The following is a 26531-nucleotide window of genomic DNA, read 5'->3' on the forward strand; positions in this document are numbered from 1 at the left end:
GGCCAGCCCCACTCGCCACACCGGCACCCCCCCCATCGGGGTGGCCGCCCCCGGCGCGGGCCCCGGCGCCGGCCCCGGCGGCGGAAGCGGCCGCGCTCGCGCCGCCGCCCGCGGCGACGACGGCCTCCGCGTCCTCCACGGCCCACTGGGCCGAGCGCACCGCCTCCCGCGCCCCCTTGAGCGACGTACCGCCGTCGGCCACGGCGGGGAGCGGGGCGTATCCGACGGCGTGGTAGCGCGCCGCGAGCGCGGTCTTCGTACCGGCCCCGAACACGCCGTTGGCGTCCGCGCCGGTGTCGTGCCCGAGTTCGCGCAGCGCCTGCTGGAGCTGCGCGACGTCGTCGCCGGTGGCGCCCGGCTTGAGGTCCCGGTACATCGGCAGGCCGCCGTGCAGGGCGAACACCGGCCGGCCGGACACCTCGGCGAGCAACTGGCCCGCCCGGACCGGGTCCCCGGCCTTCAGCGGCAGCTTGGTCACCACGGCCGCGCCCGCTCCCGCGCCGTCGCCCCCACCGGTCCGTATGCCCTGCGGGGACACGGAGACGCTCTGGTCCGCGACCACGGTCCCGCGCATCACGACGGTCTCGGCGAGCACCCGCCGCTCGACCTCGGCGGTCAACGCGCCCTGCGCGGGCGGCGCGGTGTCCGCCGCCACCTGGGCCGGGGACCGCACCAGCGTGGTGGTGAGCAACCCGCCCACCGCCATCAACGCGGCTCCACCGACCACCCCGAGCACCATCCGCCGCCCGCGCGCGACCCCGCCCGGACCCGGACGCCCGGCCCCGTCCCACTCCGAGCGCCCGCCCCGGCCCCGGCCCCGGGCGCCGGGCTCGGCGTCGACCTCGGGCTCGGCCCCAGCCCCAGCCCCAGCCCCGGGCTCGGATCCGGCGTCCGCCTCCACCCCGGTGTGGTCCGTGGCCGTGGTGTGGGGGCGGCGCGGTCCGGGGCGGGTCAACGGGGGGTCCGGCACTTCTGGAGTGCGGGGGCGTGGTGCGCCTTCAGGGCGGCCTTCCGCCCGTGCGTCGCCGCGCGGCCGTCGATCCGGGCCGTCACCGGGTCTTCGGCGTACGCGATGTCCGCCGCCGCGGGCGGCGGACCGTCCCCGGCCCCGGGCTCGTGGGCACCGCCCGCGCACCCGATCAAGGGGACGCACCTGCGGAGCGGTGGGACGAAATGTCGTGCGCGCACGGCGGCGATTCCTTGGGCGGTAGAAAATGGAACGGGCGCGTCCGTGCGAGGGACGGCCCAGGGCGCGCCGCGTGCCAGTAAAGGCGCGCCTCGCGAAGTCCGCAAGTCCCCTCCTTGCCAATCGATCTGAGGATCCGGCAGGCTCAAAACTGCTTGCTCGCGTTCGGCGGCGAACGGTTGAATCCCGGCCGGGCCCACCCCCCGGAACGACCTGACCCCGGAACCCCGGAACCCCGGAACCCCGGAACCACCGCGCCACCGCGCCACCGCGCCGAGAAGGAGCTCCCCGATGCACCCCACCCGCCGCCCCCGGCCCGCAGCCGCTCCCGCGGCCGTCCTGCTGGCGGCCGCGCTGCTGGCGGGCTGCGGCCAGGGCGGCGGCGGGAGCGCGGACGGGAAGGGGGAGCCCAAGCTCGGACCGGTGGTGGCCGGGCCGGCCACGTCCGCCATCTCGCTGCCCATGGACGCGTACACGGACACCGACGCCGAGGCGGGCCGGATGGCCCAGGTGCAGGGGATGCTCGTCTCCCAGTGCATGGCCCGGTACGGGTTCGCGTACGAGGGGCCGAAACCCCGGCAGGGGGCCGCCGGAGCGGCGCCCGAGGACCGGCACCGCTACCTCTTCGGCCTGGCCGACCCGGCGTACGCGGCCGCGTACGGCTACGACCAGACGGCGGGCGGGGGCAGCCCGGTCAAACCTCCCGCCCCGGAAGTGAGCGACAGCGCGTACGTGGTCCTGAACGGCGAGCAGCGCGGCACCCGGAGCAGCCAGCCGCCCGCCGACGCCCGGACGGAGGAGGAGGCCGCACAGCTGGACAGCGGGCTGACGGCCGGCGGGCAGAAGGTGCCGTCCGGCGGCTGCGGGCGGGAGGGGTACCGCAAGCTGTACGCCCCGACCAAGGACAGCGTCGACCTGCTCTTCCCCTTCGGGCTGGCCTCGGAAGCGCACGAGCGGTCCAAACGGGACTCCCGGGTCGTCGAGGTGCTGAAGAACTGGTCGGCGTGCCTGGCGAAATCGGGCTACGGCGAGGTGAAATCACCGTACGAGGTCACCGCGAAGCTCGGCCTGGACGGCGGGACGGACGGCGGTCCGGGCGGTCCCAAGGCGATCGCGGCGGCCAAGGCCGACGTCGCCTGCAAGCGCGAGGTGAACCTCGTGGGCATCTGGGCGGCGGTGGAGGAGGCCTACCAGAAGCGGCTGGTGGAGGAGCACGCGCAGACGCTCGCGCTGTACAAGAAGCAGCGCGAGGCCCGGTTCAAGCTGGCGGCCGGCCTCGCCTGAGCCGCGGCCGTCCGGCCCGCGGACGGCGGACCGCGGCCGGCGGACCGCTCACGGCCTCGGCATGCACTTCATCATGGCGTCCATGTGATCCTGCTTCAGCGCCGACCACTGCTCGGGCGTGCCCCCGGCCGCCTGGTTGATCTCGCCCGTGACCGGATCCGGGTCCGGATACCAGTCGATGCCCTGCGCCCGCATGCACTCGGAGGCCATCCGCGCGGCGGTGAGGTCCCGCGGGGCAGCCTGTACGGGGGTGCGCGACGGGCGCAGCGGCAGGCAGGCCTCCTGCGCCGCGGCGAACCGCGGTCCGTCCTCCTCCACCACCCGGGGGATTCCGCTGTCCCGGTAGGCGAGGGTCAGTCCGTGCTCCTCCATGCACCGGTAGAAGGGCATTTCCGCCGCCACGGCCGAGGGGTTCGCCCGAGAGCCGGGGGACGCGCCGGGCGTCGCCCCGGGGGAGGCGCCGGGTGAGGCACCGGGCATCGCCCCGGTGTCCCCCTGCTGCATTCCCTTTTCCCCGCATCCGGTCAGTGCGCTGCACATGAGGACTAACAGGGCGAAATCGCGTACGCGCACGTCATTTCCCTTGCGGTCGGTGGAATGGAACGAGCGCGTCCGGGGGTGCGGGCGGAAGGACTGGAGGGCGCGGCGGCGGGGCGGTCGCCGCCGGGCGATCGTAGGCGGGCGCCGATGGAGCGGACAAGCCCCGTATGAGCCAGGCCAGTTGTGTGCCGGTACAGCCGAGAAGACCCTTGCTCCGGACCGGCCGTGCAGGTTGAATCCCGGGCTGGACGGAATTCCCTGAAGATCTGAAGACAGAGGCGTACCTGATGAACAAAGTCATTCGAAAACTCGCCACCGGCTGTGCCGCCGCGGTTTCGGTGGGGGCCGTTCTGGTGGCGACGGCCGGTCCGTCGGCCGCCACGGAGCGGAACGGCTATCTGGAGGACTCCGAGTTCGGCCTCTACTACAACTCGAACTCCGGGGGTTGCGTCTTCGACCTGTACGGGTCGGACTGGAACTTCACCAACGACTACTTCACGGGCCCGTACAACTGCACCGGCATCGCCGGGCTGGTGGACGACGACACCGCGTCCTACCGCAACCGGGACACCTACACCTGGAGAGTGGCCACCGAGATCAACCTCGGCGGCCTCGTCGGATCGATCCCTCCCGGCTACGTGGGCAACGCGAGCATCAACTTCAAGAACAAGATCACCTCGGCCACGTTCCGCTCCGACTGAGCCGGCGGCCGGGCCCGCGGCGACCGGGCCTGCGACGAGGGGCCCGCGACGAGAGGTCCGCGGCGACGGCCCCGAGCCGTCCAGGACGGCTCCGGGCGGGTCCCGGGGAACACCAGGCCTCCCAGGCCTCCCGGAAGGCGCCAGCGGCCCCAGGGGCCCCGCGTACGACCCCAGGGCAGCCGAAAGGCCGGTACTCCACCCCCGAGCGGGGGAGTACCGGCCTTCGCGCGTCACCGGAGGCGGCCCGGTACGCGGGGAACACGTCCGGCCGCGAACGGGCCGGGCCACGGGCGTCCGCGGCCACGAGTGTCCGCGGTCACGGGCGTCCGCGGGGACGGACGCACGCGGGCGGAGCGGTCGACCCGTTGGGTCAGAGGACGCGGACGGCGCCCGTCGGCTTGTCGTAGCTCAGGGAGCGCTCGACGATGCCGGTGCTGGAGTTCTGCGCGCCGACGAACTTGCCGCCGCCGACGTAGACGGCCACGTGGTAAGCGCTGCCCTTGGCACCCCAGAACAGGATGTCGCCGGGCTGAAGGGCGTTCAGGGAGACCGAGGTACCGGCCGAGGACTGCGCCTGCGACATGCGCGGCAGGCTGATGCCGGCCTGTCGGTACGCGGCCTGGACCAGGCCCGAGCAGTCGAAGGAGGACGGGCCGGTGCCACCCATGACGTAGGCCTTGCCGACCTGCGCGCGGGCGAAGTTCACGATGGCGGCGGCGGAGCCGGTCGCCGGGGCGGAGACGGTGCCGGAGCCCTGCGAGGAGGAGCCCTCCGAGGACGCGGAGGCGGACTTGGTCGACAGCGAGGCGCGGGCGGAGCTGCGGTTGGCGCGCTCGGACTCGGCCTTGCGGTCGGCTTCCTCCTTCGCCTTCTGGTCGGCGTCGGCCTTCTGCTGGGCGTCTTCCTTGGCCTTCTTGGCCTCGGCGGCGGCGCCGGTGCGGGCGCTCTCCTCCAGGGCGTTGAGCTCGCCGTCCAGGGCGGCTGCCCGGGTGTTCTCCGCGGCCTTGGCGACGGACGAGGACACCTCGGCGGCCAGGTCCATGTCGAGGACCGGCATCTCGAGGGTGGTCTCGTGCGCGGGCTCGGCGGAGGGCGTGGCGCTGGCGGTTCCGGCCATCGCCAGGGTGCTGAGGACGCCACCGGCAACTCCGGCGCGGACCGCGAGCTTCGAGGCGCTGCGGCGGGGCTTCCGGTGGCTGGGTATGTGAGCGGTGAGGGACATGGGTACAACCGCTATCAGGGCGTCATGGTTCCCTTCAAGAAACGTGGTCTGCGCCACAGTTGCCCGCGAAGGCCGCTAACCGGGCGCGTCGGACCACTTATTGACGCCGTAACGGGCTAAACGGACACCCCGTCGCAAGGCTGTGATCATGGGTTTTTCGAAATAAGTCCGGAATGATCCCCGGACTACCATTCCTCCGGGCAGATGGCCAAGCCCCCTTTCCGCGACGCGAATCGGGAGTGGCATAGGTCACAGGAGCGTCACGGGATGCGGACGCCGTGGCCCGTTCGTGACCTGTCCGTGAACTCACCGCCGGGTCGGGCCCGCGCCACCGCCGGGTCGGGATCGCGCCACCGTCGCGCCGGGGCCGCGCCGCGGCCGGCTCGATGCCGCACGACCGGGCGGCCGGCCACCCCTCCGGGCCACCCCTCCGGGCGACCCCGCCGACCACCCCTCCGGGCGACCCGTCCACGGGACCTTCTGCCCAGACTTCCGCCCGAATCACATCCGGACCCGCGCCCGGACCGCGCCCGGACCGTGCCCGGACCCGCGCCCCGCCCGCATTCCGACTTAGTGAACGCGCGCACGCGTCCACTCCCGTACGCGAGGGCTCCCCCGACCGGGGGATGCCGATCCCTTTATCATCACGCACGCCACGATGCCAATTTGCGTGCAGTGGCCACGATTTGATAGTGCGACACGGCTTTCACCTGCGATGACAGAGGCGGATGTCACCTTTGGTGATCATGTGGATGCTTCGCGTATGAAGATCACCACTCATCGGACTTCATGATCGTTCGTCAGGTGGTGGAGATCACAAACTCGTTGTTGTAACCCGTGTCGCAGATCACAGACGGGCAGGCATAGGATGCGCACCAGTCCGGCTTGTGAACTGCCTCACATGCAAGCGCCCGATCAGGAGCGCGATCTTCGCGAGGCGGGGCACGCGGTGCCGGCGCAGCGGTCCATACGGTCAAGGACGACTGGAAGGAGCGAGGAGCGTGAATGCGTACGCGCCCATCCTCGTGCTCGGCGCCCTCGGCGCAGGGTTTGCGATCTTCTCCGTGGTCATGGCCACGCTGATCGGTCCAAAACGGTACAACCGGGCAAAACTTGAAGCGTACGAGTGCGGCATCGAGCCCACTCCCATGCCGGCCGGCGGCGGACGCTTCCCCATCAAGTACTACCTGACGGCGATGCTCTTCATCGTCTTCGACATCGAGGTTGTCTTCCTCTACCCCTGGGCGGTCACCTTCGACTCGCTGGGGATCTTCGGGCTCGTCGAGATGCTCCTCTTCGTGCTCACCGTCTTCGTCGCCTACGCCTACGTATGGCGCCGCGGCGGCCTGGAATGGGACTGAGGGGCTGAATTTTCCATGGGACTGGAAGAGAAGCTGCCGAGCGGCTTTCTGCTGACCACCGTCGAACAGGCCGCGGGCTGGGTGCGCAAGTCATCCGTCTTCCCCGCGACGTTCGGCCTGGCCTGCTGCGCCATCGAGATGATGACCACCGGAGCGGGCCGGTACGACCTGGCCCGCTTCGGCATGGAGGTCTTCCGCGGATCTCCGCGCCAGGCCGACCTGATGATCGTGGCGGGCCGGGTCAGCCAGAAGATGGCGCCGGTGCTGCGGCAGGTGTACGACCAGATGCCCGCTCCCAAGTGGGTCATCTCTATGGGTGTTTGTGCCTCTTCAGGCGGAATGTTCAATAACTACGCGATCGTCCAGGGCGTCGACCACATCGTCCCCGTGGACATCTATCTGCCCGGCTGCCCGCCCCGCCCCGAGATGCTGCTCGACGCGATCCTCAAGCTCCACCAGAAGATCCAGGGATCCAAGCTCGGCGTGAACCGGGAAGAGGCGGCCCGAGAGGCGGAGGAGGCGGCCCTCAAGGCCCTCCCCACCATCGAGATGAAGGGGCTCCTGCGGTGAGCGACGACCCGGCCGTGCAGAACGGCCCCCCCACCGGAAACGGCGACGGCGACGGCAACGGCAACGGCGGCGAGAACGTGCCCGCCCCCCGCGGCTCCGCCGGACCCGAGGTGATCGGCGTCCGCAAGGGCATGTTCGGTGCCGGCGGCGGTGGCGACACCAGCGGCTACGGCGGCCTCGTGCGCACCGTGGCCCTGCCCGGCGAGAGCGCCCGCCCCTACGGTTCGTACTTCGACGAGGTCGTCGACGAGCTCGAAGGGGCGCTGGAGGAGCAGGACCTGGTCCCCGAGAACGCCATCGAGAAGACGGTCGTCGACCGGGGCGAGCTCACCCTCCACATCGCGCGCGAGCACCTCGCCCTCGTGGCGAAGACCCTGCGCGACGACCCGGCCCTGCGCTTCGAGCTCTGCACCGGCGTCAGCGGGGTGCACTTCCCCGGCGACAAGGGCCGCGAGCTGCACGCCGTCTACCACCTGCGCTCGCTCACCCACGGCCGGATCCTGCGGCTCGAGGTGTCCGTCCCGGACAGCGACCCGCACGTCCCCTCGCTCGTCTCGGTCTACCCGACCAACGACTGGCACGAGCGCGAGGCGTACGACTTCTTCGGCCTGGTCTTCGACGGGCACCCGGCCCTCACCCGGATCATGATGCCGGACGACTGGCAGGGCTTCCCGCAGCGCAAGGACTACCCGCTCGGCGGCATCGCCGTCGAGTACAAGGGCGCCCAGATCCCGGCTCCCGACCAGCGGAGGTCGTACAGCTGATGAACACCCAGAACGCATCGCACCACGCCTCCGCCCGCGAGACGACCGAAGGCACCGTCTACACCGTCACCGGCGGCGACTGGGACGAGGTCGTCCAGTCCGCGGCCCGCGCGGACGACGAGCGCATCGTGGTCAACATGGGTCCCCAGCACCCCTCCACCCACGGAGTGCTGCGGCTGATCCTGGAGATCGACGGAGAGACGGTCACCGAAGCCCGCTGCGGCATCGGCTACCTCCACACCGGCATCGAGAAGAACCTCGAGTTCCGGAACTGGACGCAGGGCACCACGTTCGTCACGCGCATGGACTACCTGACCCCGTTCTTCAACGAGGCCGCGTACTGCCTGGGCGTCGAGAAGCTGCTCGGCATCACCGAGCAGATCCCGGACCGCGCCACCGCCATCCGCGTCCTGCTGATGGAGCTCAACCGGATCTCCTCCCACCTGGTGTGCATCGCCACCGGCGGCATGGAGCTGGGCGCGACCACGATCATGATCTACGGGTTCCGCGACCGCGAGCTGATCCTCGACGTCTTCGAGACGATCACCGGACTGCGCATGAACCACGCGTTCATCCGCCCCGGCGGCCTCGCGCAGGACCTGCCCCCGGGCGCGGTCGACCAGCTCCGCGAGTTCGTGAAGACCATGAAGAAGAACCTGCCGGAGTACGACAAGCTCGCCACCGGCAACCCCATCTTCAAGGCCCGCATGCAGGACGTCGGCTACCTCGACCTCACCGGCTGCATGGCGCTCGGCGCCACCGGCCCGATCCTGCGCTCCGCCGGCCTTCCGCACGACCTGCGCAAGTCCGACCCGTACTGCGGCTACGAGAACTACGAGTTCGACGTGCCGACCACCGAGTCCTGCGACTCCTACGGGCGGTTCCTGATCCGCCTCGAGGAGATGCGCCAGTCCCTGCGGATCGTCGAGCAGTGCCTGGACCGGCTGGAGCCCGGCCCGGTGATGGTCGCCGACAAGAAGATCGCCTGGCCCGCGCAGCTCGCGATGGGCCCGGACGGCCTCGGCAACTCGCTCGACCACATCAAGAACATCATGGGCACCTCCATGGAGGCCCTCATCCACCACTTCAAGCTGGTGACCGAGGGCTTCCGGGTCCCGGCCGGGCAGGCGTACGCGGCGGTCGAGTCCCCCAAGGGCGAACTCGGCGTCCACGTGGTCTCCGACGGCGGCACCCGCCCCTACCGGGTCCACTTCCGCGATCCGTCCTTCACCAACCTGCAGGCCATGGCCGCGATGTGCGAGGGCGGCCAGGTCGCCGACGTCATCGTCGCCGTCGCCTCCATCGACCCCGTGATGGGAGGCGTCGACCGATGACGACCGCGTTTTCTGGCGGGGACACCCCCCAGGCCCCCCTCAGCCTGGGCATGCCCCAGCTGCCCGCCCCCGACTACCCGGCCGAGGTGCGCGAGCGGCTGGCGGCCGACGCCGCCGAGGTCATCGCCCGCTACCCCGACAGCCGCTCCGCGCTGCTGCCGCTGCTCCACCTCATCCAGTCGCAGGAGGGCTTCGTCTCGCGCACCGGCATCCGGTTCTGCGCCGAGGTGCTGGGCCTGACGACGGCCGAGGTCACCGCGGTGGCCACCTTCTACACGATGTACCGGCGCAAGGCCTCGGGCGACTACCAGGTCGGCGTCTGCACGAACACCCTGTGCGCGGTGATGGGCGGCGACGCCATCTTCGAGGAGCTCAAGGAGCACCTCGGGGTCGGCAACAACGAGACCACCCCGGACGGCAAGGTCACCCTCGAGCACATCGAGTGCAACGCGGCCTGCGACTACGCGCCCGTGGTGATGGTCAACTGGGAGTTCTTCGACAACCAGACCCCCGAGTCCGCCAAGGCCATGGTGGACGACCTGCTGGCCGGGCGCCCGGTCGAGCCGACCCGGGGCGCGCCGCTGTGCACGTACAAGGAGACCGCCCGGATCCTGGCGGGCTTCCCGGACGAGCGCGCGGGCGCGGTGGAGGCGAGCGGCGGCGCCGGTCCCGCCTCGCTGATCGGCCTGCGCATCGCGCGCGGCGACTCACCGCAGCTCGGCAAGGTCGTGCGCCAGCGTGCCGAGACCGCCACCGAGGAGGGGGAGTGATGACGGTGACCGCTGAGACGCACGAGAACGGCACCAGCCCGGAGAAGCTGCTGGCACCCGTGCTGTCGGCGTTCTGGGACGAGCCGCAGTCGTGGACGCTGGAGACCTACCGGCGCCACGAGGGCTACGAGGGCCTGCGCAAGGCGCTCGCCATGACACCGGACGACCTCATCGCCTACGTGAAGGACTCCGGTCTGCGCGGGCGCGGCGGCGCGGGCTTCCCCACCGGAATGAAGTGGCAGTTCATCCCGCAGGGCGACGGAAAGCCGCACTACCTCGTCGTGAACGCGGACGAGTCGGAGCCGGGAACCTGCAAGGACATCCCCCTCCTCTTCGCCAACCCGCACTCCCTCATCGAGGGAATGATCATCGCCTGCTACGCGATCCGCTCGGAGCACGCCTTCATCTACCTGCGCGGCGAGGTCGTGCCGGTACTGCGGCGCCTGCACGAAGCGGTGCGCGAGGCGTACGAGGCCGGCTACCTCGGGGAGAACATCCTCGGGAGCGGGCTGAAGCTCGACATCACCGTGCACGCGGGAGCGGGCGCGTACATCTGCGGCGAGGAAACGGCCCTCCTGGACTCCCTCGAAGGCCGGCGCGGTCAGCCCCGGCTGCGTCCCCCCTTCCCCGCCGTGGAGGGGCTCTACGCGTGCCCCACTGTCGTCAACAACGTCGAGTCCATCGCCTCGGTTCCCGCGATCCTCAACAAGGGCAAGGACTGGTTCAAGTCGATGGGGACCGAGAAGTCCCCCGGCTTCACGCTGTACTCGCTGTCGGGCCACGTCGTCGGCCCCGGCCAGTACGAGGCCCCGCTCGGCATCACGCTGCGCCAGCTGCTCGACATGAGCGGCGGCATGCGCCCCGGCCACCGGCTGAAGTTCTGGACCCCCGGCGGCTCCTCCACCCCCATGTTCACGGACGAGCACCTGGACGTCCCGCTGGACTACGAGGGCGTGGGCGCGGCCGGTTCCATGCTCGGCACCAAGGCCCTGCAGTGCTTCGACGAGACGACCTGCGTGGTGCGGGCGGTGACCCGCTGGACCGAGTTCTACGCCCACGAGTCCTGCGGCAAGTGCACGCCCTGCCGCGAAGGCACGTACTGGCTGGTCCAGCTGCTGCGCGACATCGAGGCCGGCAAGGGCGTCATGTCCGACCTCGACAAGCTGAACGACATCGCCGACAACATCAACGGCAAGTCGTTCTGCGCGCTCGGCGACGGAGCCGCCAGCCCCATCTTCTCCTCGCTCCAGTACTTCCGCGAGGAGTACGAGCAGCACATCACGGGCAAGGGCTGCCCCTTCGACCCCAAGAAGTCGACCCTCTGGGCTGACGGTCCCAAGAAGAACTCCGAGGTGAACGCATGACCGTCACCACGAACGCCCCCGCCGGCGGCGGCGAGGCCGCGGTGCCGCCGGAGAACACGGTCTCCCTGACCATCGACGGCGTCGAGCTGTCGGTGCCCAAGGGCACGCTGGTCATCCGGGCCGCCGAGCAGCTGGGCATCGAGATCCCCCGGTTCTGCGACCACCCCCTCCTGTCCCCGGCCGGCGCCTGCCGCCAGTGCATCGTCGAGGTCGAGGGCCAGCGCAAGCCGATGGCCTCCTGCACCATCACCTGCACCGACGGCATGGTGGTCAAGACGCAGCTGACCTCCCCGGTCGCCGACAAGGCCCAGCGCGGAGTGATGGAGCTGCTGCTCATCAACCACCCGCTGGACTGCCCGGTCTGCGACAAGGGCGGCGAATGCCCGCTGCAGAACCAGGCGATGTCGCACGGCAACGCCGAGTCCCGTTTCGAGGGGCACAAGCGGACGTACGAGAAGCCCGTCCCGATCTCCACGCAGGTGCTGCTGGACCGCGAGCGCTGCGTCCTGTGCGCGCGCTGCACCCGCTTCTCCAACGAGATCGCCGGCGACCCGATGATCGAGCTGCTGGAACGCGGTGCGCTCCAGCAGGTCGGCACCGGCGAGGGCGACCCCTTCGAGTCGTACTTCTCCGGCAACACCATCCAGATCTGCCCGGTCGGCGCCCTCACCTCGGCGGCCTACCGGTTCCGCTCCCGCCCCTTCGACCTCGTCTCCTCCCCGAGCGTGTGCGAGCACTGCGCGGGAGGCTGCGCGACCCGGACCGACCACCGCCGCGGCAAGGTGCTGCGCCGCCTGGCCGCGGAGGACCCCGAGGTCAACGAGGAGTGGATCTGCGACAAGGGCCGCTTCGGGTTCCGCTACGCGCAGCGCCCCGACCGGCTCACCACCCCGCTGGTGCGCGGGAGCGACGGGGTCCTCGCCCCGGCGAGCTGGCCCGAGGCGCTGGAAGCCGCCGCGAACGGACTCGCCGCCGCGCGCGGCCGGGCCGGGGTGCTGACCGGCGGCCGCCTCACCGTCGAGGACGCGTACGCGTACGCCAAGTTCGCGCGGGTCGTGCTCGACACCAACGACATCGACTTCCGGGCCCGGGTGCACAGCGCGGAGGAGGCCGAGTTCCTGGCCGCCTCGGTCGCCGGCACCGGCAAGGACCTCGGCGGCGGTGACAGGGCGGTCACCAACACCTCGCTGGAAGCGGCCCCGGCCGTGCTCCTCGTCGGCATCGAGGCCGAGGAGGAGGCTCCCGGCGTCTTCCTGCGGCTGCGCAAGGCCCACCGCAAGCACAAGCAGCGGACCTTCGCCCTCGCCCCGTTCGCCACGCGGGGCCTGGAGAAGGCCGGCGGCACCCTGCTGGCCGCCGCCCCCGGCACCGAGCCCGAGTGGCTGAACGCGCTGGCCTCCCGCACGGGCCTGGAGGACGGCGGCCGGACGGCCGCCGAGGCGCTGCGCCTGCCCGGCGCGGTCATCGTCGTCGGAGAGCGCCTCGCGGGCGTGCCCGGTGCGCTGACCGCCGCCGTACGGGCCGCCGCCGCGACCGGCGCCCGGCTGGTGTGGATCCCGCGCCGGGCCGGAGAGCGGGCCGCCGTCGAGGCGGGCGCGCTGCCGTCCCTGCTGCCGGGCGCCCGCCCGGCCACCGACCCGCGGGCCCGCGACGAGGTGGCCGCCGCCTGGGGCCTGGACGAGCTCCCGCACCGCTACGGCCGCGACACCGGCCAGATCGTCGAGGCGGCCGCCGGCCGCGAACTGTCCGCCCTGCTGATCGGCGGCGTGGAGCTCGCTGACCTGCCGGACCCGGCCCGCGCCCGGGTCGCGCTCCAGGAGGCCTTCGTGGTCAGCCTGGAACTGCGGCCCAGCGAGGTCACCGACCACGCGGACGTGGTCCTGCCGGTCGCGGCCGTCGCCGAGAAGTCCGGCGCCTTCATCAACTGGGAAGGCCGGGTCCGGCCGTTCGAGGCCGCGCTCAAGCCCGAGCAGATGACCCGGCGCCTGGCTCCGGCCGACTCCCGCGTGCTGCACATGCTGGCCGACGCGGCCGACCGTCCGATCGCCCTGGGCGACGTACACGCCGTGCGCCGGGAGCTCGACGGGCTCGGCCAGTGGGCCGGGACGCGCGCCGCCGAACAGTCCGCGGACACCGAGCCCCTGCCCCGCCCGGGTGCGGGCGAGGCCGTCCTCGCGGGCCACCGGCTCCTGCTCGACCAGGGCCTCCTCCAGGAAGGCGACGAGGCACTGGCCGGCACCCGGCACGAGGCCGCCGCCCGCCTGTCGGCCGCCACGGCCGCCGAGACCGGCGTCAAGAACGGCGACGTCCTCGCGGTGAGCGGCCCGGCCGGCTCCGTGGAACTGCCGCTGCGGATCACCGAGATGCCCGACCGCGTGGTCTGGCTCCCGATGAACTCCACCGGGTCCGGGGTCCTCGCCGACACCGGCGCCCAGCCGGGAACCCTCGTACGGATCGGCCCGGCGACCCCGGCCGACAGCAGCGACGCCACTGCGGAGGTGGGCGCGTGAACACCGTTCAGATCGCTGCCGAGGACCTCTCCCTGTTCGGCAGGGACGTCTGGTGGCTCGTCGTCCTCAAGGCGGTGTTCTGCTTCGCCTTCCTGATGGTGACCGTGCTCTTCTCCATCGTGTGGGAGCGCAAGGTCGTCGCCTGGATGCAGCTGCGCATCGGCCCCAACCGGCACGGCCCCTGGGGCATGCTCCAGTCGCTCGCCGACGGCGTGAAGCTGATGCTCAAGGAAGACCTCATCGTCAAGCGGGCCGACAAGGTCGTCTACGTCCTCGCCCCGATCATCGCGGCGATCCCGGCGTTCATGGCCATCGCGGTGATCCCCTTCGGCCCCGCGGGCGACGAGGTCTCCATCTTCGGCCAGCGCACCACGATGCAGCTGACCGACCTGCCGATCGCGATGCTCTACGTCCTCGCGGTGGCTTCGGTCGGCATCTACGGCATCGTGCTGGCCGGCTGGTCCTCGGGCTCCACCTACCCGCTCCTCGGCGGCCTGCGCTCCTGCGCGCAGATGATCTCCTACGAGATCGCGATGGGCGTGGCCTTCGCCTCGGTCTTCCTCTACTCCGGGTCGATGTCGACCTCGGCGATCGTCGAGGCCCAGGCGGACCGCTGGTACATCGTGCTGCTGCCGGTCTCCTTCATCATCTACGTCGTCACGATGGTCGGCGAGACGAACCGCGCCCCCTTCGACATGCCGGAGTCCGAAGGCGACCTGGTCGGCGGCTTCAACACCGAGTACTCCTCGATCAAGTTCGCGCTGTTCATGCTGGCCGAGTACGTCAACATGGTCACCGTCTCCGCCGTCTCGGTCACCCTCTTCCTGGGCGGCTGGCGGGCCCCGGCGCCGATCTCCACGTACTGGGAGGGCGCCAACCACGGCTGGTGGCCGATGCTGTGGTTCGTCCTCAAGGTCCAGCTGCTGCTGTTCTTCTTCATCTGGCTGCGCGGCACGCTCCCGCGCGTGCGCTACGACCAGCTGATGAAGCTCGGCTGGAAGGTGCTGATCCCGGTCTCCGTGGTCTGGCTGATGCTGGTCGCCACCGTCCGGGCGCTGCGCAACGAGAACTACGACTTCACGCAGATCGTGCTCTACGTCGGCGGCGCGGTCATCGCGCTCCTGCTGCTGTCCTTCGTCGCGGACGTCTTCCGCGGCAAGAAGGAGAAGGCGGCCCTCGAAGTCGCCGAGCAGGCCGCCGCCGAGCCCTTCGATCCGCTGGCGGGCGGATTCCCCGTACCGCCCAAGCCCGGCCAGCACCTGGCACCCGTACCGCGCAGGCGGCCTCGCGGCGAGCGGGAGCTGATCGTCAGCGGCACGGCGAATTCCGACAGTGACCGAGAGGAGGGTGCTGAGAATGTCTGACGCGGACGAGAACGAGAAGTGGCAGAACCCGGTGGCCGGCTTCGGCGTGACCTTCAAGGCCATGTTCAAGAAGCGGCTCACCGAGCAGTACCCGGAGCAGCAGAAGACCACCGCTCCGCGCTTCCACGGGCGGCACCAGCTCAACCGCCACCCGGACGGTCTGGAGAAGTGCATCGGGTGCGAGCTGTGCGCCTGGGCCTGTCCCGCCGACGCGATCTACGTCGAGGGCGCGGACAACACCGAGGAGGAGCGCTACTCCCCGGGTGAGCGGTACGGCCGGGTCTACCAGATCAACTACGCCCGCTGCATCCTGTGCGGGCTGTGCGTCGAGGCGTGCCCGACCCGGGCGCTGACCATGACGAACGAGTTCGAACTGGCCGACTCCAGCCGCGAGGCGCTCATCTACACCAAGGAGCAGCTGCTCTCCGGTCTGACCGAGGGCATGGTCGAGGCTCCGCACTCGATCTTCCCGGGCGCCGACGACACGGACTACTACCGCGGGCTGGTGACCGGGGCGGCTCCCGGCACGGTCCGCCAGGTCGCCGTGTCCAAGGGCGAGACCGCCGAGACCGCACCCTCCTCCCACGGCACCGAGGGGGTGGGGGCATGAGCACCGTCGCCGCTGCCGCCACGCTCACCTCCACCGGCGAGGCGATCCAGTTCTGGGTCCTCGGCACGGTCGCCGTCATCGGCGCACTGTCCACGATCCTGATGAAGAAGGCCGTGCACAGCGCCCTGAGCCTGGCCGGGACGATGATCATCCTGGCGGTCTTCTACCTGGCCAACGGGGCGTACTTCCTCGGCGTCGTCCAGGTCATCGTCTACACCGGCGCGATCATGATGCTCTTCCTCTTCGTCGTTATGCTCGTCGGCGTCACCGCCGCGGACTCGCTGACCGAGACCATCAAGGGACAGCGCTGGCTCGCCGTCCTGTGCGCACTGGGCTTCGGCATCCTGCTGATCGCCGGCATCGCCAACGCCGGGCTCACCCACTTCAACGGACTCGGCCGCATCAACTCCGGCGGACACATTGAGGGCCTGGCCACGCTCATCTTCACCAAGTACGTGTTCGCCTTCGAGATCACCGGCGCCCTCCTCATCACGGCGGCCGTCGGCGCGATGGTGCTCACCCACCGCGAGCGCACCGAGCGGCCCGCCACCCAGCGCGAGCTCGCCGAGCGCCGCGTCCGCGAGGGCGTCCAGCTCCCGCCGCTGCCCGCACCCGGCGTCTACGCCCGGCACAACGCCGTGGACGTCGCCGGCCTGCTGCCGGACGGCACCCCGTCCGAGCTCACCGTCAACCAGACGCTGCGCGCCCGCGGCCAGATCAGGGACGTCTCCAGCAAGGCGCTGGACGACCTGAAGGCACTGGAGCAGCGGTCGTCCGAGCGGCTCGGCCGTGAGGAGGCCTCGAAGTGAATCCGGTCAACTACCTGTACCTGGCGGCACTGCTGTTCACCATCGGGGCGTCCGGAGTCCTGATCCGGAAGAACGCGATCGTGGTGTTCATGTGCGTGGAGCTGATGCTCAACGCCTGCAACCTCGCCTTCGTCACCTTCTCCCGGATGCACGGCAACCTCGACGGCCAGATCATCGCGTTCTTCACGATGGTCGTCGCCGCCGCCGAGGTCGTGGTGGGCCTCGCGATCATCGTGTCGCTGTTCCGTACCCGCCACTCGGCGTCGGTCGACGACGCCAGCCTGATGAAGCTGTAAGGGGCGCTCACAGTGGAAAACCTGATTGCGCTGCTGATCGCGGCGCCCCTGCTGGGAGCGGTGGTGCTGCTCTGCGGCGGCCGCCGGCTCGACAAGGCGGGGCACTGGCTCGGCACTCTCCTGGCCGCCGTCTCCTTCGGGATCGGCGTGGCCCTCTTCGCCGACATGCTCGGGCGCGGGGCCGAGGACCGTGTCATGCACCAGCGGCTGTACACCTGGATCCCGGTCGAAAGCTTCCAGGCCGACATGGCCTTCCAGCTAGACCAGCTGTCGATGACCTTCGTCCTGCTGATCTCCGGCGTGGGCACGCTCATCCACATCTACTCCATCGGCTACATGGAGCACGACGAGCGGCGCCGCCGCTTCTTCGGCTACCTCAACCTGTTCGTCGCGGCCATGCTGCTGCTGGTCCTCGCCGACAACTACCTGCTGCTGTACTTCGGCTGGGAGGGCGTGGGTCTCGCCTCGTACCTCCTGATCGGCTTCTGGCAGCACAAGCCCAGCGCGGCCACCGCCGCCAAGAAGGCCTTCATCGTCAACCGCGTCGGTGACATCGGCCTCTCGATCGCGATCATGCTGATGTTCGCCACGTTCGGGACCTTCGCCTTCGGGCCGGTCTTCAGCGCGGTGGGCGACGCGGGCGAGGGCAAGCTGACGGCCATCGGCCTGATGCTGCTGCTCGCCGCCTGCGGCAAGTCGGCCCAGGTGCCGCTCCAGTCCTGGCTCGGCGACGCGATGGAGGGCCCGACCCCGGTCTCGGCCCTCATCCACGCGGCGACGATGGTCACCGCCGGCGTCTACCTGATCGTCCGGTCGGGCGCGATCTTCAACGGGGCGCCGGACGCACAGCTGGTGGTCACCGTCGTGGGCGCGGTCACGCTGCTCTTCGGTGCGATCGTCGGTTGCGCGAAGGACGACATCAAGAAGGCCCTCGCCGGGTCGACGATGTCGCAGATCGGCTACATGATCCTGGCGGCCGGCCTCGGTCCCATCGGGTACGTCTTCGCGATCATGCACCTGGTCACGCACGGCTTCTTCAAGGCGGGCCTCTTCCTCGGCGCCGGTTCCGTGATGCACGGGATGGACGACGAGGTCGACATGCGCAAGTACGGCGGCCTGCGGACGTACATGCCGATCACCTTCGTGACCTTCGGCCTCGGGTACCTGGCCATCATCGGCTTCCCGGGACTGTCCGGGTTCTTCTCCAAGGACCTGATCATCGAGGCCGCCTTCGCGAAGGGCGGGACCGAGGGCTGGATCCTCGGCGGCGTGACCCTCCTCGGCGCGGCGATCACCGCCTTCTACATGACCCGGGTCATGCTCCTCACCTTCTTCGGCGAGAAGCGCTGGCAGCCCACGGCCTCCGACGGCGGCTCCGCCGAGGGGCAGGGCCACGCCCCGCACCCGCACGAGTCCCCGAAGTCCATGACCGTCCCGATGATCGTCCTGGCCTTCGGCTCGGTCTTCGCGGGCGGCTTCTTCGCGATCGGCGACCGGTTCGTGAAGTGGCTGGAGCCCGTCACCGGGTACGCGCACGGCGACCCGCCGGTGAGCGCCATGACGGTGACCGTGTCCACCATGGTGGTCCTCGTCGTCGGCGTGGCCATCGCCTGGGCGATGTACGGCAGGAAGCCCGTCCCGGTCGTCGCCCCGCGCGGCTCGCTCCTCACCCGGGCGGCCCGACGGGACCTGTACCAGGACGACTTCAACCACGTGGTCCTGGTGCGCGGCGGGGAGCACCTGACCCGCTCCCTCGTCTACGTCGACCACAGCCTGGTCGACGGAGTGGTCAACGGGACGGCCGCCGGAGTCGGCGGGCTGTCGGGCCGGCTGCGCAAGCTGCAGAACGGCTACGTCCGCAGCTACGCGGTCTCGATGTTCGGGGGCACGGCGGTCCTGATCGCCATGACCCTGCTGATGAGGGCGGTGTGAGATGAGTTTCCCGCTTCTGACGGTGACGGCCGCGGTCCCCGCGGTCGGTGCGGTCCTGACGGCGGCCGTCCCGGCCGCCCGCCGGACCGCCGCCAAATGGCTCGCCCTGTTGTTCTCGCTGGCGACCCTGGCCCTGGCCGTGCTCGTCGCGGTCCGCTTCGAGCCCGGTGGCGCCCGCTACCAGCTCACCGAATCCCACGCCTGGATCCCCGACTTCGGCGTCCGCTACGAACTGGGCGTCGACGGGATCGGCGTGGTGCTCATCGCGCTCACCGCGCTGCTGATCCCCTTCGTCATCGGGGCCGGCTGGAACGACGCCGACCCGCTGGAGGCCGAAGCGGCCGGCAGCAGCTTCCCCGCGGGCTCCCGCTGGCGGCCGACCCAGGGCTTCTTCGCCCTGATCCTGCTGGTCGAGGCGATGGTGGTGATCTCCTTCGAGGCCACCGACGTCTTCCTCTTCTACATCTTCTTCGAAGCCATGCTCATCCCGATGTACTTCCTCATCGGCGGCTTCGGAGACCGGGCCCACTCCGGGTCCGACGAGAACGCGGCCGCGCAGCGTTCGTACGCGGCCGTCAAGTTCCTCCTCTACAACCTGGTCGGCGGCCTGATCATGCTGGCCGCCGTCATCGGGCTGTACGTGGTCGCCGGGAACTTCTCGCTCCAGGAGATCGCCGCCGCCCGCGCCGCGGGCACGCTCGACATGGCGACCAACACGGAGCGGCTGCTCTTCCTCGGCTTCTTCTTCGCCTTCGCGGTGAAGGCCCCGCTGTGGCCGCTGCACACCTGGCTGCCGAACGCGATGGGCGAGGCCACGGCCCCGGTCGCCGTCCTGATCACCGCGGTCGTCGACAAGGTCGGCACCTTCGCGATGCTCCGCTTCTGCCTCGGGCTCTTCCCCGAAGCCAGCAAGTGGGCGACGCCGGCGATCCTCGTACTGGCCCTGATCAGCATCGTCTACGGCGCGCTGGTCGCGGTCGGGCAGCGGGACATCAAGCGGCTGGTCGCCTACGCCTCGATCTCGCACTTCGGGTTCATCATCCTGGGCATCTTCGCGATGACCTCCCAGGGCCAGACGGGCGCGACGCTGTACATGGTCAACCACGGGCTCTCGACGGCGGCGCTCATGCTGGTCGCCGGCTTCCTGATCTCGCGGCGCGGATCGCGGCTCATCGCCGACTTCGGCGGTGTCCAGAAGGTGGCCCCGGTCCTCGCCGGCACCTTCCTGATCGGCGGTCTCGCCACCCTCTCGCTGCCCGGGCTCGCCCCGTTCGTCAGCGAGTTCCTGGTCCTGGTCGGCACGTTCACCCGGTACCCGGTCGTCGGCATCATCGCGACCTTCGGCATCGTGCTGGCCGCGCTCTACACGCTGGTCCTCTACCAGCGCACCATGACCGGCCCGCTGAAGGAGGAGGTCCGCACCCTGCCGGACCTGCACCTGCGGGAGCTGCTGGTGGTCGCCCCGCTGATCGCGCTGCTGATCGGACTGGGCGTCTACCCCAAGGTGCTCACCGACATCGTCAACCCGGCGGTGGAGCACACCATGTCCGACGTGAAGCAGACGGACCCGAAGCCCGACGTGGCCGTCGAGGCCGAGCACGCCATGAAGGGGGAGGCGGCGAAGTGAGCACCATGACTGCTGCCCAGAGCAAGCTGGCGACGCTGGCGGCCGCGGCGCCGATCGACAAGATCCCGGCGCCGCACATCGAGTACGCCCAGCTCTCGCCCACGCTCATCGTGCTGGGCGCGGCGATCCTCGGAATCCTCGTAGAGGCCTTCGTACCGCGCAAGTCCCGCTACTACGTCCAGGTGTTCCTCGCCGTCGCCGCGCTGGCCTGCGCCTTCGCGGCGGTCGTCGGGCTCGCCGCCGGCGGGTACGGAAGCACCAAGGCGCACGTCGCGGCGATGGGCGCCGTGGCCGTCGACGGCCCGGCGCTGTTCCTGCAGGGCACCATCCTGCTGGCCTCGATCGTCGCGGTCTTCACCTTCGCGGAGCGGCGCCTGGACCCGGCCGCCCACGGCAACCGGGTCGACTCCTTCGCCGCGCAGGCGGCGTCCGTACCGGGCAGCGAGAGCGAGAAGAAGGCCGTCAAGGCGGGCTTCACCACCACCGAGGTCTTCCCGCTCGCGCTGTTCGCGATCTCCGGGATGCTGATCTTCCCCGCGGCCGACGACCTGCTGACGCTGTTCGTGGCCCTGGAGGTCTTCTCCCTCCCGCTGTACCTGCTCTGCGCCGTCGCCCGCCGCCAGCGGCTGATGTCGCAGGAGGCCGCCGTCAAGTACTTCCTGCTCGGCGCCTTCTCCTCCGCCTTCCTCCTCTTCGGCATCGCGCTCGTCTACGGGTACGCGGGCTCCGTCTCGTACGCGGTGATCGCGGACGTGGTCGACGGCACCGTGGCGAACGTGGACCCCGCGCTCGCCACGACCATGGGCAACGACGCGCTGCTGCTCATCGGCGGCGCGCTGATCCTCATGGGCCTGCTCTTCAAGGTCGGCGCGGTCCCCTTCCACATGTGGACCCCCGACGTCTACCAGGGCGCCCCGACGCCGGTCACCGGCTTCATGGCGGCGGCGACGAAGGTCGCCGCGTTCGGCGCCCTGCTGCGCCTGCTGTACGTGGTGCTGCCGGGCCTGCGGTGGGACTGGAGGCCGGTGATGTGGGCGGTCGCGATCGTCACGATGCTGGCGGGCGCGATCATCGCCGTGACCCAGACCGACGTGAAGCGGCTCCTCGCCTACTCCTCGATCGCGCACGCGGGCTTCATCCTGGCCGGTGTGATCGCGACCTCGCCGGAGGGCGTCAAGTCCGTCCTCTTCTACCTGGCCGCGTACTCCTTCGTGACGATCGGCGCCTTCGCGGTGGTCACCCTGGTCCGCGACGCGGGCGGCGAGGCGACGCACCTGTCCAAGTGGGCCGGGCTGGGCCGTCGTTCGCCGCTGACGGCGGCGGTCTTCGCGGTGTTCCTGCTGGCGTTCGCGGGCATCCCGCTGACGTCCGGCTTCTCCGGCAAGTTCGCCGTGTTCCAGGCGGCGGCGGAGGGCGGCGCGGGAGCGCTGGTCGTGGTCGGTGTCCTCTCGTCCGCGATCGCCGCGTTCTTCTACATCCGCGTCATCGTCCTCATGTTCTTCAGCGAGCCGAAGGCGGACGGCCCGACGGTCGCCGTGCCCTCCCCGCTGACGATGACGACGATCGCGGTGGGCGTCGCGGTGACCCTGGTCCTGGGCGTGGCCCCGCAGTACTTCCTGGACCTGGCGGGTCAGGCGAGCACGTTCGTGCGCTGACCTGACCGCACCGAGTACGGCCCAGGGCCCGACTCCCCTTCAACGGGGGTCGGGCCCTTTGGTGTGTGCGGGACTACTCGGGGCGTCGCCGCTTCGGGGTGATCTGGGTGAGGTCCAGGTCGATGGGGAAGGGGACGGAGACCTTGAGGCGGTCGTGGAAGATACCTGTGCTGGTGTAGACACCGGTGGCCGGCTCCCGTTCGAAGACGTAGACGACGGCTCGGCCGTCCTTGTTCTCGACACGCCAGAAGTGTGGGATTCCTGCCCGGGCGTACTTGATCGGCTTGGCCTCGCGGTCCCGGTCGATGGACTCCGGCGACACGACCTCGATGGCCAGCAAGACCGACTCAGCCGGGAACCGGGTCTGCTTCCCCTCATTGATGACGTCCTCGTTGATCACGATCACATCAGGCTCGGGGCGGTTGCGGCGGTCGATGTCGATGGTGAACTCACGGACGACCTCCAGACCTGGAGGTACCAGCGACTGAAGCTGCCATTCGAAGAAGCTGACCGCACGCGAATGGAAGAGGGTCTGCGGACTCACGAAGATGAGGCTCCCGTCGATCAGCTCCGTGTGCGGAGGCAGATTCGGAAGCGTGTCCAGGTCGTCGGCAGTCCAGCCGCCCGGCGGCGGGATCGGCCAGCTGTATTCCGGGTTCATCAGTGCTCCCATGAGCCGGATTCTTGCGAGTCCGTTCAGCGTATCGCCGGGGATTGGTTCGGGAGCGTCCTTACGTGTGAACGGGAGCACCGTGTTGACCCGGGGGTCAGTGCGGGTGGGCCGCGGGGGTGGAGGTCTTGGGGCAGGTCAGGGCGGGGTTCCAGTTGTGGAAGCGGCCGGCCGGGTTCTTCTCGTACGCCCACAGGTGGAGGTCGTAGTGCTTGGGCATGCCCGCCCAGTGGCCGGGCATGGGACCGTCGAAGGGCAGCCCGAACATGCTCGGCCGGTCGTCGGTGGTCTTGAAGTCCTGGTCCCGGTCGGCGGACATCCACTCCACGGTCTGGAGCTTGCGGCGGCCGTGGCGGTCCTTCGTGGAGCTGTAGAGGAGCGCGGCAGGCTTGCTCGGGTCCGTCGAACCCCAGTTTGCTTCCTTGACGTAGTGGTAGCCCATGGTGCCGACCCCGAACGGGTTCGTCATGCACTCGTGGCCGTGCGGAAGGTACCCGTCCTTGATCGCCTCGCGCTCGTCCACGTACTTGGCCGTCACCCGGATCGCCGTGGCCATGTCCCGCATGGCCCGCGCGTCGGTCGGGTCGGGGGCGGGCCCGTCGACGCCGTGGGCGGGCACGACGGCGGTCAGGCCGACCGCCGCGGCGGCCGCGCAGGTCAGGAAGGCCTTGCGGGTGCGGAGGGACATCGGGGCTCCTGCCGTTCGGGGGCTTTCGCTCACCATCCCGGCGCGGCGGCGGGGCTGCACGCGGCGTGCCTCCGAACGGGGGTCCGCCGCGCTTCTTTCAGGCCGGACGGGTGGTTCCGGGGCCGCCGCGCCGTTCGGGCGCGGGTCCCGAACCTGAGCGGAGGCGGGGCGGCACGTCGCGCCACCCCGCCTCCGCCGGTCTTCCCGAGGGACGGACTACACGGTGCCCACGATGCGGCCGGAGACCTCGCCGAGGCCCACCCGGGTGTCGTGGGCGCCCGGTGCCCACGCGGTCAGGGTGACGACGTCCCCGTCCTCCAGGAACGTGCGCTTGCCGTCGGCGAGCTCGATCGCGTCCCGGCCGTTCCAGGTGAGCTCCAGCAGCGAGCCGCGCTGGCCGGCCTCCGGGCCGCTGACGGTGCCCGAGCCGTAGACGTCGCCGGTGCGCAGCGAGGCGCCGTTGACGGTCATGTGGGCGAGCTGCTGGGCGGCGGTCCAGTACATCGACGCGAACGGCGGCCGGGCCACCTCCTGCCCGTTGATGGAGACGGTGATGCGCAGGTCGAAGCCGCCGGGGCGGTCGGCGCCGGAGTCGTCGAGGTAGGGCAGCAGCGGGAAGTCGCGGGCGGGCGGGGCGACGCGGGCCGCGTCCAGGGCCTCCAGCGGGGTGACCCAGGCGGAGACGGAGGTGGCGAAGGACTTGCCGAGGAACGGGCCGAGCGGCACGTACTCCCAGGCCTGGACGTCGCGCGCGGACCAGTCGTTGAGCAGGAACAGGCCGAATACGTGGTCCTCGAACTCGCCCAGCGGCACCGGGCGGCCCATCTCGGAGGGCGTGCCGACGACGAAGCCGACCTCGGCCTCGATGTCGAGCTTCACGGACGGCCCGAAGACGGGCGCCGGGTCGGAGGGCGCCTTGCGCTGCCCGTGGGGCCGGACGACGTCGGTGCCGGAGACCACGATGGTGCCGGAGCGCCCGTGGTAACCAATGGGCAGGTGCTTCCAGTTGGGGGTCAGGGCGTCCCCGTCGGGGCGGAAGATCCGGCCGACGTTGGTCGCGTGGTGCTCGCTCGCGTAGAAGTCGACGTAGTCGGCGACCTCGTACGGGAGGTGCAGCACGGCCTCGTCCAGCGGCAGCAGGTGCGGCTCCACGGCGGGCCGGTGGCCGGGGTCGGTGACCCAGGCGGTCAGCGCGCGGCGCACGTCGTGCCAGGCGGTGCGGCCCGCGGCGAGCAGCGGGTTGAGCGAGGGCTGCCCGAGCAGCCCGGCGTACGGGGACCCGAGCGCGGCCGCGGCCGCCCCGGCGTCGAGCACGTACCCGCCGATGCGCACGCCGATGCGGCGCCGGGCCTCACCGGCGGTGGAGAACACGCCGTAGGGGAGGTTGTGCGGCCCGAACGGGTCGCCCTCGGGGAGATCGAGGGGGCTCTGCTGGGGCATGGGGTGCTGCCTCGCTTTCGACGCGGTCCGGGGGTGTCCCGGGAGCTGGTTGACACGTTACGGGGCTGGTGGGGCGTGCGGGAGGCCGGATTCGGGCTCTATTTGTAGGACTTGTCCGAAGGGGTCCGTATCCTTGACCCGTGACTTCCGCCCTCCCCTATGCACTCGTGGCCACCGACCTGGACGGGACTCTGCTGCGTGCCGGAGACACCGTCTCGGACCGCTCCTACGCCGCTCTCGCCGCCGCCCGCGCCGCCGGCGCCCGGCACATCATCGTGACAGGCCGGCCCGTCCCGCAGGTCCGCCACGTCCTGGACCGCCTCGGATACACGGGGCTCGCGGTGTGCGGACAGGGCGCCCAGGTCTACGACGCGGCGGCCGGGCTGCTGCTGCATTCCGTGGCCATGGACCGGGAGTTGGCCGAGGTCGCCCTCGGCAAGATCGAGGCGGAGGTCGGCGAGGTCTACGCGGCGGTCAACCAGGAGGGCCTGGACGCGGAGATGCTGATAGGGCCGGGCTACCGGATGTGGCACCCGCACCTGCCGACGGTGCCGGTGGCCCGGCGCTGTGACCTCTGGACCTCCCCGATCAACAAGGTGCTGCTCCAGCACCCCCGCCTCTCGGACGACGAGCTGACGGAGGCGGCCCGGTCCGTCGTCGGCGACCTGGTGAACGTCACCATGGCCGGGGAGCACACGGTCGAACTCCAGCCGCCGGGCATCGACAAGGCGAGCGGCCTGGCGGTGGCGGCGGAGCTCCTCGACGTCACCGGGTCGTCGACGATCGCCTTCGGTGACATGCCGAACGACGTCCCGATGTTCGCGTGGTCGGCGCACGGGGTCGCGATGGCGGGCGCCCACGGCGAACTCCTCGCCGTGGCCGACGAGGTCACCCTCTCGAACGAGGCGGACGGCATCGCGGTGGTCCTGGAACGGCTGTACGGCTAGCGGCGCCGGTACGGGGCGGGGCCCGCCCGGAAAAAAGCTGCGAGCCGCTGTCGATCCGGCCGCGTCCCGTTCGACATCCTGATGTGCGGCACCGCGCCACACGAGGATGCGACAGGACCTGACGAGGAAACCCATGGACCAGCTGCTGAGAGTCATGAACTTCTGCGTCTCGCGCGACGGAATCGGTGCCGGGGAGGACCAGAGCCTCGAGAACCCGTTCGGGCACGTCGACCCCGGGAGGCTGTTCTCCTGGGCGGGCGCCACGGCGAGCTGGCCCATGCGCACCGACCCCGGAGGCAGCCGGGGCCTCGACGACTACTTCACGCGGGACTTCGCGAGGAACATCGGCGCCGAGATCATGGGCCGCAACAAGTTCGGCCCCCAGCGCGGGCCCTGGCTCGACCACGACTGGCAGGGCTGGTGGGGCGACGAGCCGCCGTTCCACACTCCGGTCTTCGTCATGACCCACCACCCGCGCCCCTCGATCACGCTCTCCGACACCACCTTCCACTTCGTCGGCGGCGACCCGCTCGAGGTCCTCGAACGGGCGCGGGAGGCGGCGCAGGGCAAGGACGTACGGCTCGGCGGCGGGGTCACCACCGTCCGGCAGTTCCTCGACGCCGACCTCGTCGACACCCTGCACGTCGTGGTCTCGCCCGTGGAACTGGGGTCCGGACTCCGCCTCTGGGAGTCGCCCGAGGACCTGCTCGACCGGTACCACCTCGAGGTCGTGCCCAGCGCGAGCGGCGTCGCGCACCACCTGTTCTGGCGGAGGTGACGGGGCGCGGCGGCACCCTAGTGCCGCGTCAGGCAACGTTCGCCCCGTCGCGACGCCCGGCACGCACGCTCGCCGCACCGGCCGAAAGCCCAAGTACGTCCCGTACGAG

At 70.8% G+C, this 26531-nt stretch carries 25 protein-coding genes; 18 read left to right on the forward strand and 7 right to left on the reverse strand.

What is annotated here, in order from left to right; all coding sequences use genetic code 11:
• Together ACWF9Z_RS34670 and ACWF9Z_RS34675 are read right to left on the reverse strand one after the other, a co-directional pair.
• Positions 1 to 727: peptidoglycan-binding domain-containing protein (locus tag ACWF9Z_RS34670; RefSeq protein WP_453609332.1), on the reverse strand; the 727-nt coding region annotated here is incomplete at its 3' end.
• A gap of 224 nt (positions 728 to 951) precedes the next feature.
• Complete coding sequence (locus ACWF9Z_RS34675; protein ID WP_453609335.1) at positions 952 to 1188, reverse strand: hypothetical protein; 237 nt, start codon at positions 1186 to 1188, stop codon at positions 952 to 954.
• Between the two features lie 289 nt (positions 1189 to 1477).
• On the opposite strand from ACWF9Z_RS34675, the gene ACWF9Z_RS34680 reads away from it, so the two are divergent.
• The gene (locus ACWF9Z_RS34680) at positions 1478 to 2470 is read left to right on the forward strand and encodes a hypothetical protein (protein ID WP_453609337.1); all 993 of its coding nucleotides are present in this window, start codon (positions 1478 to 1480) and stop codon (positions 2468 to 2470) included.
• A 48-nt stretch (positions 2471 to 2518) separates the two neighbouring features.
• On the opposite strand, the gene ACWF9Z_RS34685 is transcribed toward ACWF9Z_RS34680, so the two are convergent.
• Complete coding sequence (locus ACWF9Z_RS34685) at positions 2519 to 2974, reverse strand: hypothetical protein (protein WP_453609338.1); 456 nt, start codon at positions 2972 to 2974, stop codon at positions 2519 to 2521.
• Positions 2975 to 3297: 323 nt separating this feature from the next.
• Here ACWF9Z_RS34685 and ACWF9Z_RS34690 point away from each other — a divergent pair, with 323 nt between their 5' ends.
• Positions 3298 to 3711 (forward strand): hypothetical protein, encoded by a 414-nt coding sequence (locus ACWF9Z_RS34690; RefSeq protein ID WP_453609340.1) that lies wholly within the window; start codon positions 3298 to 3300, stop codon positions 3709 to 3711.
• Between the two features lie 370 nt (positions 3712 to 4081).
• On the opposite strand, the gene ACWF9Z_RS34695 is transcribed toward ACWF9Z_RS34690, so the two are convergent.
• The gene (locus ACWF9Z_RS34695) at positions 4082 to 4933 is read right to left on the reverse strand and encodes a C40 family peptidase (protein ID WP_453609343.1); all 852 of its coding nucleotides are present in this window, start codon (positions 4931 to 4933) and stop codon (positions 4082 to 4084) included.
• A gap of 1001 nt (positions 4934 to 5934) precedes the next feature.
• Between ACWF9Z_RS34695 and ACWF9Z_RS34700 the strand changes: the two genes are divergently transcribed.
• Genes ACWF9Z_RS34700 through nuoN form a run of 14 tightly spaced genes read left to right on the forward strand, consistent with a single transcriptional unit; the run spans position 5935 to position 21899 of the window.
• Entirely contained in the window at positions 5935 to 6294 is a 360-nt protein-coding gene (locus ACWF9Z_RS34700) for an NADH-quinone oxidoreductase subunit A (protein WP_030010013.1), read from the forward strand.
• 15 nt (positions 6295 to 6309) lie between these two features.
• Entirely contained in the window at positions 6310 to 6864 is a 555-nt protein-coding gene (locus ACWF9Z_RS34705) for a NuoB/complex I 20 kDa subunit family protein (protein WP_123079911.1), read from the forward strand.
• A gap of 14 nt (positions 6865 to 6878) precedes the next feature.
• Complete coding sequence (locus tag ACWF9Z_RS34710) at positions 6879 to 7628, forward strand: NADH-quinone oxidoreductase subunit C (protein WP_453609382.1); 750 nt, start codon at positions 6879 to 6881, stop codon at positions 7626 to 7628.
• Complete coding sequence (locus ACWF9Z_RS34715; protein WP_453609347.1) at positions 7628 to 8962, forward strand: NADH-quinone oxidoreductase subunit D; 1335 nt, start codon at positions 7628 to 7630, stop codon at positions 8960 to 8962. Before ACWF9Z_RS34710 ends, ACWF9Z_RS34715 begins: the two co-directional genes overlap by 1 nt.
• A 50-nt stretch (positions 8963 to 9012) precedes the next feature.
• The gene (gene nuoE, locus ACWF9Z_RS34720; RefSeq protein WP_453609385.1) at positions 9013 to 9732 is read left to right on the forward strand and encodes an NADH-quinone oxidoreductase subunit NuoE; all 720 of its coding nucleotides are present in this window, start codon (positions 9013 to 9015) and stop codon (positions 9730 to 9732) included.
• Complete coding sequence (gene nuoF / locus ACWF9Z_RS34725; RefSeq protein WP_453609350.1) at positions 9732 to 11096, forward strand: NADH-quinone oxidoreductase subunit NuoF; 1365 nt, start codon at positions 9732 to 9734, stop codon at positions 11094 to 11096. The genes nuoE and nuoF overlap by 1 nt, the downstream gene beginning before the upstream one ends.
• Positions 11093 to 13606, forward strand: a complete 2514-nt coding sequence (locus tag ACWF9Z_RS34730) for an NADH-quinone oxidoreductase subunit G (protein WP_453609353.1) — start codon at positions 11093 to 11095, stop codon at positions 13604 to 13606. Before nuoF ends, ACWF9Z_RS34730 begins: the two co-directional genes overlap by 4 nt.
• A complete protein-coding gene (gene nuoH, locus ACWF9Z_RS34735; protein ID WP_453609355.1) occupies positions 13603 to 14970 on the forward strand; it encodes an NADH-quinone oxidoreductase subunit NuoH in 1368 nt (455 codons plus the stop codon). The genes ACWF9Z_RS34730 and nuoH overlap by 4 nt, the downstream gene beginning before the upstream one ends.
• Positions 14963 to 15580, forward strand: coding sequence for an NADH-quinone oxidoreductase subunit NuoI (gene nuoI / locus ACWF9Z_RS34740; protein WP_453609357.1), 618 nt, complete (start codon positions 14963 to 14965; stop codon positions 15578 to 15580). The genes nuoH and nuoI overlap by 8 nt, the downstream gene beginning before the upstream one ends.
• Positions 15577 to 16389 carry an NADH-quinone oxidoreductase subunit J gene (locus tag ACWF9Z_RS34745; RefSeq protein ID WP_453609360.1) on the forward strand — a complete coding sequence of 271 codons (813 nt, stop codon included), beginning with the start codon at positions 15577 to 15579 and terminating at the stop codon, positions 16387 to 16389. Before nuoI ends, ACWF9Z_RS34745 begins: the two co-directional genes overlap by 4 nt.
• Positions 16386 to 16685, forward strand: a complete 300-nt coding sequence (gene nuoK, locus ACWF9Z_RS34750; RefSeq protein WP_356649473.1) for an NADH-quinone oxidoreductase subunit NuoK — start codon at positions 16386 to 16388, stop codon at positions 16683 to 16685. The genes ACWF9Z_RS34745 and nuoK overlap by 4 nt, the downstream gene beginning before the upstream one ends.
• A 12-nt stretch (positions 16686 to 16697) precedes the next feature.
• Positions 16698 to 18617: an NADH-quinone oxidoreductase subunit L gene (gene nuoL / locus ACWF9Z_RS34755; RefSeq protein ID WP_453609363.1), complete on the forward strand. Its 1920-nt coding sequence runs from the start codon at positions 16698 to 16700 to the stop codon at positions 18615 to 18617.
• 1 nt (position 18618) lies between these two features.
• Positions 18619 to 20244, forward strand: coding sequence for an NADH-quinone oxidoreductase subunit M (locus ACWF9Z_RS34760; RefSeq protein WP_453609365.1), 1626 nt, complete (start codon positions 18619 to 18621; stop codon positions 20242 to 20244).
• A 5-nt stretch (positions 20245 to 20249) separates the two neighbouring features.
• Positions 20250 to 21899 (forward strand): NADH-quinone oxidoreductase subunit NuoN, encoded by a 1650-nt coding sequence (gene nuoN / locus ACWF9Z_RS34765; RefSeq protein ID WP_453609367.1) that lies wholly within the window; start codon positions 20250 to 20252, stop codon positions 21897 to 21899.
• A 73-nt stretch (positions 21900 to 21972) separates the two neighbouring features.
• Here nuoN and ACWF9Z_RS34770 read toward each other — a convergent pair whose 3' ends face one another.
• From ACWF9Z_RS34770 to fahA, 3 genes are all read right to left on the reverse strand, one after another.
• Complete coding sequence (locus ACWF9Z_RS34770) at positions 21973 to 22572, reverse strand: Uma2 family endonuclease (RefSeq protein WP_453609369.1); 600 nt, start codon at positions 22570 to 22572, stop codon at positions 21973 to 21975.
• 94 nt (positions 22573 to 22666) lie between these two features.
• A complete protein-coding gene (locus ACWF9Z_RS34775) occupies positions 22667 to 23257 on the reverse strand; it encodes a hypothetical protein (RefSeq protein WP_453609372.1) in 591 nt (196 codons plus the stop codon).
• A gap of 216 nt (positions 23258 to 23473) precedes the next feature.
• Positions 23474 to 24697 carry a fumarylacetoacetase gene (gene fahA / locus ACWF9Z_RS34780; protein WP_453609375.1) on the reverse strand — a complete coding sequence of 408 codons (1224 nt, stop codon included), beginning with the start codon at positions 24695 to 24697 and terminating at the stop codon, positions 23474 to 23476.
• 140 nt (positions 24698 to 24837) lie between these two features.
• Between fahA and ACWF9Z_RS34785 the strand changes: the two genes are divergently transcribed.
• Positions 24838 to 25644, forward strand: coding sequence for an HAD family hydrolase (locus ACWF9Z_RS34785; RefSeq protein WP_453609378.1), 807 nt, complete (start codon positions 24838 to 24840; stop codon positions 25642 to 25644).
• A 133-nt stretch (positions 25645 to 25777) separates the two neighbouring features.
• Entirely contained in the window at positions 25778 to 26422 is a 645-nt protein-coding gene (locus ACWF9Z_RS34790; RefSeq protein WP_453609380.1) for a dihydrofolate reductase family protein, read from the forward strand.
• Positions 26423 to 26531: the final 109 nt, after the last annotated feature.

Source organism: Streptomyces sp. NPDC054961, from assembly GCF_053609145.1.

What these genes read in the sequence shown, in the direction of transcription:
- ACWF9Z_RS34680 (WP_453609337.1), top strand. Translation starts at nt 1,478, where the DNA reads ATGCACCCCACCCGCCGCCCCCGGCCCGCAGCCGCTCCCGCGGCCGTC.
- ACWF9Z_RS34685 (WP_453609338.1), bottom strand. Translation starts at nt 2,974, where the DNA reads ATGCAGCAGGGGGACACCGGGGCGATGCCCGGTGCCTCACCCGGCGCC.
- ACWF9Z_RS34690 (WP_453609340.1), top strand. Translation starts at nt 3,298, where the DNA reads ATGAACAAAGTCATTCGAAAACTCGCCACCGGCTGTGCCGCCGCGGTT.
- ACWF9Z_RS34695 (WP_453609343.1), bottom strand. Translation starts at nt 4,933, where the DNA reads ATGTCCCTCACCGCTCACATACCCAGCCACCGGAAGCCCCGCCGCAGC.
- ACWF9Z_RS34705 (WP_123079911.1), top strand. Translation starts at nt 6,310, where the DNA reads ATGGGACTGGAAGAGAAGCTGCCGAGCGGCTTTCTGCTGACCACCGTC.
- ACWF9Z_RS34715 (WP_453609347.1), top strand. Translation starts at nt 7,628, where the DNA reads ATGAACACCCAGAACGCATCGCACCACGCCTCCGCCCGCGAGACGACC.
- nuoE (WP_453609385.1), top strand. Translation starts at nt 9,013, where the DNA reads ATGCCCCAGCTGCCCGCCCCCGACTACCCGGCCGAGGTGCGCGAGCGG.
- nuoF (WP_453609350.1), top strand. Translation starts at nt 9,732, where the DNA reads ATGACGGTGACCGCTGAGACGCACGAGAACGGCACCAGCCCGGAGAAG.
- ACWF9Z_RS34730 (WP_453609353.1), top strand. Translation starts at nt 11,093, where the DNA reads ATGACCGTCACCACGAACGCCCCCGCCGGCGGCGGCGAGGCCGCGGTG.
- nuoI (WP_453609357.1), top strand. Translation starts at nt 14,963, where the DNA reads ATGTCTGACGCGGACGAGAACGAGAAGTGGCAGAACCCGGTGGCCGGC.
- ACWF9Z_RS34745 (WP_453609360.1), top strand. Translation starts at nt 15,577, where the DNA reads ATGAGCACCGTCGCCGCTGCCGCCACGCTCACCTCCACCGGCGAGGCG.
- ACWF9Z_RS34760 (WP_453609365.1), top strand. Translation starts at nt 18,619, where the DNA reads ATGAGTTTCCCGCTTCTGACGGTGACGGCCGCGGTCCCCGCGGTCGGT.
- nuoN (WP_453609367.1), top strand. Translation starts at nt 20,250, where the DNA reads ATGACTGCTGCCCAGAGCAAGCTGGCGACGCTGGCGGCCGCGGCGCCG.
- ACWF9Z_RS34770 (WP_453609369.1), bottom strand. Translation starts at nt 22,572, where the DNA reads ATGGGAGCACTGATGAACCCGGAATACAGCTGGCCGATCCCGCCGCCG.
- ACWF9Z_RS34775 (WP_453609372.1), bottom strand. Translation starts at nt 23,257, where the DNA reads ATGTCCCTCCGCACCCGCAAGGCCTTCCTGACCTGCGCGGCCGCCGCG.
- fahA (WP_453609375.1), bottom strand. Translation starts at nt 24,697, where the DNA reads ATGCCCCAGCAGAGCCCCCTCGATCTCCCCGAGGGCGACCCGTTCGGG.
- ACWF9Z_RS34790 (WP_453609380.1), top strand. Translation starts at nt 25,778, where the DNA reads ATGGACCAGCTGCTGAGAGTCATGAACTTCTGCGTCTCGCGCGACGGA.